The 9,619-nt window shown below is 66.0% G+C and carries 10 protein-coding genes; 7 read left to right on the forward strand and 3 right to left on the reverse strand.

Features of this window, described 5'->3' with window-relative positions:
- The first annotated feature begins 1 nt into the window (after window position 1).
- The 4 genes from HB681_RS33940 to HB681_RS33955 are packed head-to-tail and all read left to right on the forward strand — an operon-like array spanning window position 2 to window position 3,294.
- Window positions 2–1,204, forward strand: coding sequence for an acetate/propionate family kinase (locus HB681_RS33940; protein WP_213959288.1), 1,203 nt, complete (start codon window positions 2–4; stop codon window positions 1,202–1,204).
- Window positions 1,194–1,976 (forward strand): enoyl-ACP reductase FabI, encoded by a 783-nt coding sequence (gene fabI / locus HB681_RS33945; RefSeq protein WP_213959289.1) that lies wholly within the window; start codon window positions 1,194–1,196, stop codon window positions 1,974–1,976. Before HB681_RS33940 ends, fabI begins: the two co-directional genes overlap by 11 nt.
- A 27-nt stretch (window positions 1,977–2,003) precedes the next feature.
- Window positions 2,004–2,258, forward strand: a complete 255-nt coding sequence (locus HB681_RS33950; RefSeq protein WP_213959290.1) for an RNA-binding protein — start codon at window positions 2,004–2,006, stop codon at window positions 2,256–2,258.
- 19 nt (window positions 2,259–2,277) lie between these two features.
- Window positions 2,278–3,294, forward strand: coding sequence for a hypothetical protein (locus tag HB681_RS33955; protein WP_213959291.1), 1,017 nt, complete (start codon window positions 2,278–2,280; stop codon window positions 3,292–3,294).
- A 7-nt stretch (window positions 3,295–3,301) separates the two neighbouring features.
- On the opposite strand, the gene HB681_RS33960 is transcribed toward HB681_RS33955, so the two are convergent.
- Window positions 3,302–3,937: a response regulator transcription factor gene (locus HB681_RS33960; protein ID WP_256354602.1), complete on the reverse strand. Its 636-nt coding sequence runs from the start codon at window positions 3,935–3,937 to the stop codon at window positions 3,302–3,304.
- 303 nt (window positions 3,938–4,240) lie between these two features.
- Here HB681_RS33960 and HB681_RS33965 point away from each other — a divergent pair, with 303 nt between their 5' ends.
- Window positions 4,241–5,083 (forward strand): helix-turn-helix domain-containing protein, encoded by an 843-nt coding sequence (locus tag HB681_RS33965; RefSeq protein WP_213959293.1) that lies wholly within the window; start codon window positions 4,241–4,243, stop codon window positions 5,081–5,083.
- 4 nt (window positions 5,084–5,087) lie between these two features.
- Here HB681_RS33965 and HB681_RS33970 read toward each other — a convergent pair whose 3' ends face one another.
- Window positions 5,088–5,543: a response regulator transcription factor gene (locus HB681_RS33970; RefSeq protein ID WP_213959294.1), complete on the reverse strand. Its 456-nt coding sequence runs from the start codon at window positions 5,541–5,543 to the stop codon at window positions 5,088–5,090.
- Window positions 5,544–5,649: 106 nt separating this feature from the next.
- On the opposite strand from HB681_RS33970, the gene HB681_RS33975 reads away from it, so the two are divergent.
- A complete protein-coding gene (locus HB681_RS33975; protein WP_213959295.1) occupies window positions 5,650–8,658 on the forward strand; it encodes a PAS domain S-box protein in 3,009 nt (1,002 codons plus the stop codon).
- Between the two features lie 22 nt (window positions 8,659–8,680).
- Here HB681_RS33975 and HB681_RS33980 read toward each other — a convergent pair whose 3' ends face one another.
- On the reverse strand, window positions 8,681–9,172 hold the full coding sequence (locus tag HB681_RS33980; protein WP_213959296.1) for an ion channel: 492 nt from the start codon (window positions 9,170–9,172) through the stop codon (window positions 8,681–8,683).
- A 183-nt stretch (window positions 9,173–9,355) separates the two neighbouring features.
- Between HB681_RS33980 and HB681_RS33985 the strand changes: the two genes are divergently transcribed.
- The coding region (locus tag HB681_RS33985) for a hypothetical protein (protein WP_213959297.1) at window positions 9,356–9,619 on the forward strand (264 nt) is incomplete at its 3' end.

Consider the following 9,619-nt stretch of genomic DNA (forward strand, 5'->3'; position numbering starts at 1 on the left):
CGTGGCCGACGTGATCCTCGTGCTGAATGCGGGCTCCTCGAGCATCAAGTTCAGCGCGTTCGCCACGCACGGCCGCGAACTCGAACGTGTCATGCGCGGCCAGATTGAAGGGCTTTTCACCGCGCCGCGCTTCGTCGCCAAGGATGGCGACGGCAAGGAAATCGGCGCCAGGGCATGGGGTGAAGGTGTCGAACTCGGGCATGCGGGCGCCATCGGTTTCCTCGCGGACTTCCTTCGTGAACATGGCGATGGCTACACCCTGTCCGCGGTCGGCCATCGCGTGGTGCATGGCGGGCTCGCGTTCTCGCAGGCAGTGCGGGTCACGCCCGAGGCGATCACGGCCCTCGCCGCCCTGATACCCCTGGCGCCACTTCACCAGCCGCACAACCTCAAGGCCATCGAGATCGTCGCGCAGCAGCGCCCGGACTTGCCCCAGGTAGCCTGCTTCGACACCGGATTCCATCGCGCGCAGCCCGAGGCGGCGCAGGCCTTTGCGCTGCCGGCCTCGATCACGAACCTGGGCGTGCGGCGCTACGGATTCCACGGCCTGTCCTACGAATACGTCGCCAGCGTGCTGCCGCAGTTCGATCCCAGGGCCGCAACGGGCCGCACCATCGTCGCGCACCTGGGCAACGGCGCCAGCATGTGTGCCATGGCGGCCGGGCGCAGCCTCGCGAGCACGATGGGATTCACCGCCGTGGACGGGCTCCCGATGGGCACGCGCAGCGGCACCCTGGACCCGGGCGTGGTGCTGTACCTGATCGATGAACTGCGCATGGATGCGCGCGCGGTCGAGGACCTGATCTACAAGCAGTCCGGCCTGCTGGGCGTTTCGGGGCTGTCGAGCGACATGCGCGTGCTGCTTGCCAGCGACGACGAACGGGCGCGCTTCGCCGTGGACCTCTTTGTCTACCGGATCGGGCGCGAACTCGGCTCGCTGGCCGCCGCCGCGCAGGGCATCGACGCCCTGGTGTTCACCGCCGGCATCGGCGAGCACGCGGTGTCGCTGCGCGAGCGCGTGTGCCGCGATGCCGCCTGGCTCGGCCTGGAACTCGACCCGGCGGCCAACCTGCGTGGCGGGCCCTGCATCAGCGCGCCGTCGAGCAAGGTCTCGGCGTGGGTCATTCCCACGAACGAGGAACTGATGATCGCCCGCCACACCTGCGAAGTGCTCGGGCTTGCTGGAGAAACGCATGGCGCTTGATATCCCACGCCCCTTGCTGCAAGGCAAGAAGGTGCTTGTCTGCGGCATCGCCAACGAGCATTCGATTGCCTACGGATGCGCGGCGGCCTTCCGCGAACTGGGCGCCGACCTGGCGATCACCTACGTTGGCGAGAAGGGGCGCGCGTATGTCGAGCCGCTGGCAACCGCCCTGCAGGCGCCGATCTTCATGCCGCTTGACGTGTCCGTGCCGGGTGAACTCGAAGCGGTGTTCGAGCGCATCGAAAGCGAATGGGGCCGGCTCGATGTCGTGGTGCATTCCATCGCCTGGGCGCCCAAGGACGACTTGCAGGGTGGCTTGTTGAACTGTTCCGCGGAGGGTTTTGGCCGGGCCATGGACATCTCCTGCCACTCCTTCGTCCGAATGGCCCTGTTGGCGGCACCGCTGATGAAGGACGGCGGCACGCTGTTCACCATGTCGTACTACGGTGCCAACAAGGTGGTCGACAACTACAACGTGATGGGGCCGGTCAAGGCCGCGCTCGAGGCGTGCGCGCGCTACCTCGCCTTCGAGCTTGGGCCTCGCGGCATCCGCGTGCACGCGATCTCGCCGGGGCCGCTCAAGACCCGCGCCGCCTCCGGCCTGAAGGACTTCGACCTGCTGCTCACCGAAGCGGCGCGGAGGGCGCCGCTGGGCGAACTGGTCGACATCATGGATGTCGGATTCACCTGCGCGTTCCTTGCGACGCCTTACGCGCGGCGACTTTCGGGGGAGACGCTTTACGTCGATGGCGGCGTGAACATCATGGCGTAGCAAACACAGTGCACAAAGGAGATCCGCATGGCACGACTCTGGTTGGGAAATATCGAGGCCGGCACGACCGATGACGAGATCAAGGCGTTCCTGGTGAAGTACGGTTTTCCGGAGTTCGACAGGATCGAGCACGTTGCGGCCGACGGGCCCCGGCCTGCCGCGATCGTCATCTTCGAAGGCGTGCCCGCGGAGGGGCTGCGCCTCCTCCAGGCCCGAATTCACGACATGTACTGGAAGAAGGGCCGCCTCACTGCACAGGTCGTGCACGACGACTTCGCCTGACGTCCGGGGTACGAGCGCCATGGGCCTCCTCGATCGTCTTTTCGGCAGCAAGGCCAGCAATGCACCGCGCGACGAGGAGGTCGGCCGGATGGTGCAGCGCGTCATCGCGCTGCATCCCCGACTGCGCACGGTGCATGGCCACGAGGCGCGCCTGGAAGCGGCCGTCGCCAAGGCGGCGGCGCACCTGCGCGGACTCGTGGCGGCTTTTCCGCCGCCCCGCGGCATGGATGCGGCAAGCTGGTCGTCCGATCCTCATGTCAGGGCATTCTTCGCGGCGGCGGACGATATCCCGCTGGTGCTCGGAAGGTCGACGGAACTGCGCGCGTTCCTGGAAGAGCAGCCGGGCCTTGCGCATGTCTTCGCCGTCCTGGGCATGGCCATGAACGAACGCAACACGCTGGGCGTTGCCCGGGAAGGCGACGTCATGCGCAAGGATGTTGCGCAGACGACGCTCAGTTTCAACGACCACCAGATCCGCATCTGCGCGCCGGCCGAGGCCGAGGTGCGACAGGCCATCGTGCACCGGTTGATCGACCAGTTGGCCATCGAGGCGCTTGCGCGCATCGCCTCGGACGACGACAGGCGCGGCGTGCTGGAGCAGGAGCGCGCGCTGCTCGCGACCCGCGTGCGGCTGCTGGCACGGCAGGGTGCGGGCATGGCATCGGTCACGGGCGGCGAGGACCCGGGCGATGCCAGTCAGCTGGCGCGGCTGCGCGCGCGGCTGGAAGAAAACGACGGCGAGTTGAAGGCCCTGGGGCCACGCGTCGGCGCGCTGGACCGTCAGCTCGACGTGGTGTGCGAGCTGTTCGCGGACGCCAGCACGACGATGCATGTCACATCCCGGCGAGTGAGGCTGAGCCGCATGAATGTCATCCTGCCCGAGCAGGATGCGGAAGAAGGCCATGCGCTGGACCTGCATACCGCCCGCGTTCCCGGCGACCCGCCGCGCGTTCGCGCGTTCACGCTGGTGCGGCTGGCCAGGGCAGACGTGCCGAAGGCGGCGAATCTGCTGGATCGGGCGGAGCAGATGCTGTGAGCAGGCCCTAGTATTGCGATGAGGCGACGAGGTGATTTTCCAGCGCGTAGCGAACCAGTTCCGCCGTGCTCGATACCTGCAGCTTCTCCTGGATGCGGGTCTTGTGCGTGCTCACGGTCTTCGCCGACAGGTGCAGCGTCTCGCCAATGTCGGTGAGCCGCTGGCCAGCCGCGATGAGCTGCAGCACTTCGAACTCCCGATCCGTCAGCAGCCCGTGCAGTGGCATGTCCGACTGTCCGTTGAGTCTCTGCACCAGCTGTCCTGCCAGGCTCTGCGTGACGTATTCGCCGCCTGCCGCCACCTTGCGCACCGCATTGACCAGTTCTTCTGCAGCGACGTCCTTGCTGAGATAGCCGTTGGCACCTGCCTTGAATGCGCGTAGCGCATACTGCGCCTCGGCATGCATGCTCAGGACAAGCACCCGCACGTCGCTGAATTCGCCCTTGATGCGCTGCACCAGATCCAGGCCTGGCATGCCGGGCAGCGACAAGTCGACAAGCGCGAGGTCAAACCTCTCCTGGCGCAGGATCTCGAGCGCCTGGAAGCCGGTGGCGGCTTCGGTGAGGGCCCAGTGATTCCCCGCCGATTCGAGCACGCGTTTCAGGCCCTCACGGACGACGGCATGGTCGTCAACCAAGAGCATCCGAAGTTCTGGCTCAGTCACGGCTGGCATCGTCAATGTGCACTCCTCGGCCCGCTGGATAGTTGTCGGGTGGCGAGACTGTGAGCCCAAATGTCAATTCCGGCAACAAAGTGACGCACTTATGCTTCGACAGTGTGTGTCTATAGGTTTAATCCGAAAGTCATGTAGGAAGAATCCTTGACGACGAGGAATGCACCGCCGTTCTGGAGAGCAAGTCGCCGATGTTCCCGCCGTGGCGATCGGCGCAAGCTCCGCGGAGCCCGGCGCGTCCCGGGTCGCCGCAACCACCGGAGAGCATTTCCAATGAACACCCTGACATTGCGTGAACCCCCCACCTGCATTCCGACGCATTCCGAGGCGCCATCTGCCGGCATCGACCATCGCGAGCGGACCAGCCTGCACGACCTGTTCGGGCTCATCGGCGTTCCTGTTGGCGACGAGCAACAGTCTCCGCTGCCCTTGCCGGCGGTGCGACGGCTGCGGGCCGGGGATCTGCTGATCATCGAAGGTGCGCCGGCTGCGTCGATCTACATCGCGCGCACCGGAACCTTCAAGGTCTTCCGTACCGCGGAAGACGGCTACGAGCAGGTCTTCGGCTTTGCACGGCGGGGCGACCTGCTGGGATGCGACGCGCTGTCCAGCGACCGCCACCAGACGGCCGTGATGGCTCTGTCGGACGCCAGCGCCCTGGCCATCGCCTCTCCCGACTTCCTTGCGCTGACAAACAGCCACCCCGCCTTCGGTCGCGGCGTGATGCGTGCCGTGAGCAACGCGATGATCGACCTCACCCGCCTGTCCGACATGATGGCGCCGGTGTCGGCGGAAGTGCGCCTGGCCCGGTTCCTCATGCACCTGTCGCACCAGCTGGCTTCCAGCGGGCAGTCCGCGACCATCATTCGCCTCGAAATGAGCCGCCGCGACATCGGAAGCTACATCGGCGTCGCCCACGAGACGATCAGCCGTTCGTTCGCGGCCCTGGCCGATGCATGCCTGGTCGAGGTGGCGCAACGCAAGGTCAGGATCATCGACCTCGATGCCTTGCAGAAATATGCGCAGGGCACGCGCGCACCCGCCAAGTCGCTCGCGCGCGTCCCGGCCGCCGTGCCGCGGCCACGCTTCGAAGCCATCGCCGCGCTGGCGGCCTGACAGGTCAGCGGCGCTCTTGCTGCGCGGCATGCGCGCTTGCGAGCTCCGCAACGCAGTCGCGCGCCTGCCGGAACTCGGTGCCCTTGTCGAAGCAGGCGAGGGCGCCGGCTTCGATGTGGCTCTTGCGCATCATGGCCCAGTTGAACTGGGAAAAAATGATCACCTTGATTGACGGGTGATGCTGCCGGATGTAGTTCAGCACATCGAGTCCGCGTTCCGCTCCGCGCAGCTTGGCATCCAGCACGATCAGATCCGGATGCTTCGAGGCGATCGCTGCCATCGCCGAGCGCATATCCTCCGCATGGCCCACGACCTCGACGCCGGGCGCGGTCACCAGCAGCGCGCCGAAGCTTTGCCGTATCGCCACGGAGTCATCCACCAGCAGCACTTTCACCTCTGCACCTCGCTCGATTTGCCCCTTCCAGATATTGCACGGGATCTCGCCGCCGGAAATGCGCATGCTCAATCAGAAGCAGTCAACCGGGTTTTTTGGGGCATGCTACGGGCGTCTGCCCACCATCCCCTGCCCAGTGCCCGGAAATTCCCTGACATCGCGGCTTGAGAAGTTGCCTATCCGCACCCGCATCGTCCTGCTGGTGATGGGGGTGATGCTTCCCGTGGCGATGCTGCTCGCAGCCGTCCTCGCAAACGACTTTCGCCGGGCTGAACTTGCCGGGGGCGAGAAGGTCGGGATCCTCGCCACCGGCACGGCCGCGGATCTCAAGCGCATGCTGGACCAGTTCGAGTGGGTGCTGGCCCGCGTTTCCGAGCGGCCACTGGTCAAGGCGCTCGATCCGGCGGGCTGTGACCCGCTGGTCGAGGAGGTCTTGAACCTGAATCCCGCCATTGCCGGGGTCGCGGTGCTCGATGCGCAAGGGAGGGTCATCTGTCGGTCCACGTCGGCGGCCGACGCGGTGCCCATGCCGGACGACATGAGCGCCGGGCCACCCGAGCTTCCAGTCGGCAGATTGCGTGCCACCAGGGTGTTCGTCGGCGAACACACGGGGCGCAAGCTGGTGGCGCTGAGCTATGCCCTTGGTGAGGACGATCGCGCGCGGGGCGGGCTGCTGGTGATGACCGCCGACTTGCTGGTGCTGAACGCGCAATTGCTGGCCTCGATCCCCAAGGACGCCATCGTCACGGTCGTCGACGGGACGGGGATTGTTCTCCTTCGATCGGCGGACCCGGAGCGCTTCGTCGGCCATCGGCCCGCGATGCAGGACACGGCGCCGGCGCGCGGCGCAAGCAAGAATCCTCTCTCCGCGGTGGGGCGTGACGGAATCAAGCGCTTGTACACCTACGTGACGCTGCCCGGCAGCGACTGGCGGGTGGCCGCAGGCCTCGTCGACGCCGAAGTCTTCGCCGAATACCGTGGCGCCATCTGGCGGATCGGCGGGTTCGCGACAGTCCTGTGCATCTTTGCGTTCGGCCTGGCGTGGCGCTTGAGCGCCGCCGTCGCCGCGCCCATCGCAGACCTCCAGAGGGTGGCCAGCAAGATCGCAGATGGCAACGACGCGGACGCCAGGGTCGGCGGTCCTCCGGAAATCAAGGCGGTGGCGGAGCAGTTCAACCGGATGCTGATTGCACGCAACCAGAGCGACGCGCGGCTGCAGGGCATCATGGAGTCGGTCGTGGATGCCGTCCTCACGACCAACGAGCAGCAGATCATCGTGCAGGCCAATCCGGCGGCGGCGAGCATGTTCCGTTGTGCGATGTGGTACATGGTCGGCGCGCCGCTCGAACGCTTCATCCCCGAGCGCTACCGGCCACTCTACCGGCGGGACATCGAGAGATTCGGCAGTCGCCCCGTGGCGCCGCATCGCCTGGGACTGCGGCGCGAGGTGACCGCCCTGCGCGCGGATGGCACGGAGTTCCCGGTCGAGGCCTCCCTCTCCAAGGTGTCCATTGCGGGTGTCCCGCTGAACACCGTGATCCTGCGCGACATCACCGAGCGCAAGCGGGTCGAGCAGGAGCTTCGCGACGGTGCCTCGAAGCTCGAGGCGGCGCTGTCGAGCATGAGCGACGCCGTATGCATCGCCGATGTCCACGGCAAGCTCATCGATTTCAACCTGGCCTTTGCGACGTTTCACGGCTTTGCCGACGAGGCCGCCTGCAGGACGACACTTTCGGAGTATCCGGAATTCCTCGACATGGTCATGCCCGACGGCAGGGCCGCGGAGGCTGCGCAATGGCCCTTGTCCCGGGCGCTCCAGGGCGAGACGGCGAGCAACTGCGAGTTCCGGTTGCGACGCAAGGACTCCGGCAAGACGTGGATCGGCAGCTACAGCTTTGCCCCCATCCGCTCCGGAAGCGGAACGATCGTGGGTGCCGTCATTGCCGCGCGCGACGTGACGGCGATCAGGGCGGTGCAGGCGGACCTGGAGTCTTCGCATTTCGCACTGCAACGCCTGATCGCGTCGCGCGACCAGGTGCAGGAAGAAGAACGCAAGCGCATCGCGCGCGAACTGCACGACGACCTGCAGCAGACGCTCGCCGCCATTCGCATGAACCTGCGCTACATCGGAGAACACTTCGGCACGGTCGCGCCCGGGCTGCTCGTGCCGATCGACGAGGTCGATGGCCTGGCGGCGCAGGCCGTGGTGTCGACGCGCCGCATCGTGAATGACTTGCGCCCGCCGATGCTCGAAGACCTGGGACTGTTGCCGGCACTGGAACTGCTGGCAAGCCAGTTCGGACAGCAGACCGGCATCGTGTGCAGGATCGACGCGCCGCCCGGCATCTACGAAGCGCCGACAGAAGACCCGGAACTGGCGATCTGCCTGTACCGCGTCGTGCAAGAGGCGCTCAACAACGTGGTCAAGCACGCCCATGCCAGCACCGTGCGCATCCGGCTGGTGATGGAATCGGCGGTCGCGATTTCGCTGCAGGTGACGGACGACGGCGTCGGCATGGACGAGGCGGACCTGCACAAGTCCGAGTCGTTCGGCATCCTGGGCATCCAGGAACGGGTTCGGTCGCATGGCGGGCTCATGCGAATCGAGAGCACGCCCGGAGCGGGCACGCGGCTGGAGGTCCACTTTCCCCTTGGCGCACGGCCCCCGGTCGTCGCCCGCCATGCCAGGGCGGCGCGTTCGGGCGACAGCGCGCGGGAAGACACGGATCACGAGGCGCTCGACGATGCCCACACCCTGCCCAGGCTGTTGAGCCGCACCACCCAAAGGGCGCTGCAGGATGCGATCGACGCATTGACGGGGAACGTGGCGATCCTTGATGCGCACGGCGTCATTCGATTCGTCAATCGCGCATGGAATGAATTCGCAAGGCGCAATGGCGTGCCCGACACGGCATCGGTCGGCCACGGGGTGGACTACATCGAAGCGTGTCGCAAGAGTCGGATGGCCAACGTCGAGGCACCGGATGTTGCGCGCGGACTCAAGGAACTGCTGAATGGCAACCGAACGGCGTTTTCCAGTACCTACGCCTGCCATTCGCCCGACGAACTGCGCTGGTTCCAGATGAATGCGACCCCGATGGCCAACGGCAATGTGCTGGTGGAACACGTGCTGATCCGCCATGAGAGCCGTGGCCATCGCGGCTCCAGGGGTGCGGCATGAGGTTACGTATCGGGCCGTGCCTCTACGGCGCGGCACCGCTGTCGGTCGTGGCCTGGCGCAGCGCGGCCTCTGCCTTGGCGAACAGTGCGTCCTGCTGAACCTTGATCATGTGCTGCAGGATGGCCATCATCGCGGCCGCCGTCATGCCGAGCATCATGACGCCGTTGGCGGCTTCCAGCGGGCCCAGCATCTTCCAGTCCTTGCTCATCACGATGTCGCCGTAGCCCAGCGATGTGAAATTCACCGCGGAGTGATAGATCGCGTCGTGGCGTTCGCCGAACTCGCCGAGCAGCACGAACAGCAAGGCCCAGAGGGCGATCTGCAGCAGGTTGCAGACCATCATGGCCAGCGTGATCACGATGAGCGGCCGGATGCCTGTCCAGAACCCCTGGCCAGTCTGCGTCTGCGCGGAGTACCGGACGTAGTGGCGCACACACCAGAAGGTCAGCGCGGTCTGCACGATCAGGCACAGCACCATGACGGGCAATCCGACCAGGAAATTCATCAATGTCATGAGCGTCTCTCCGGGTTCGCGGGCGGCATTGCGAATCTTCGCGCGACGAGTTGCGCATCACTTGATTTCTCTCAATTCCCAGCTGAATGAATGCACCTATTCTGAGTTTCGAATGAGCATCTTTTCGATCGGTGCATGGCACATCGAAGAGTTGTCGAGACCAGAAGAATGCAGGAGACAAGGATGAATCGACATATGGCGATCGGCGCCCTGGCTGTCGCTGTCTGCGGCGGCGCGCACGGGCAATCCAACGAGGAGCTCAAGGCCACGCTGGACCAGGCGATGAAGACGATCCAGGATCTGCAGGCGCGCGTGAAGAACCTGGAGCAGAAGGAGTGGGCGCCGCCCGCAGGCGCAACGGCCGCGCCAGCCGTGGCGGGCGCGGCAGCTGCGCCGGGCGCGCCACCCGCAGCACCTTCGGCGTTCTCATTGGGTGCGCCCGTGATC

Origin of the sequence: Variovorax sp. dw_954, assembly GCF_018449755.1 — a bacterium.
Taxonomy (GTDB): Bacteria; Pseudomonadota; Gammaproteobacteria; order Burkholderiales; family Burkholderiaceae_C; genus Variovorax.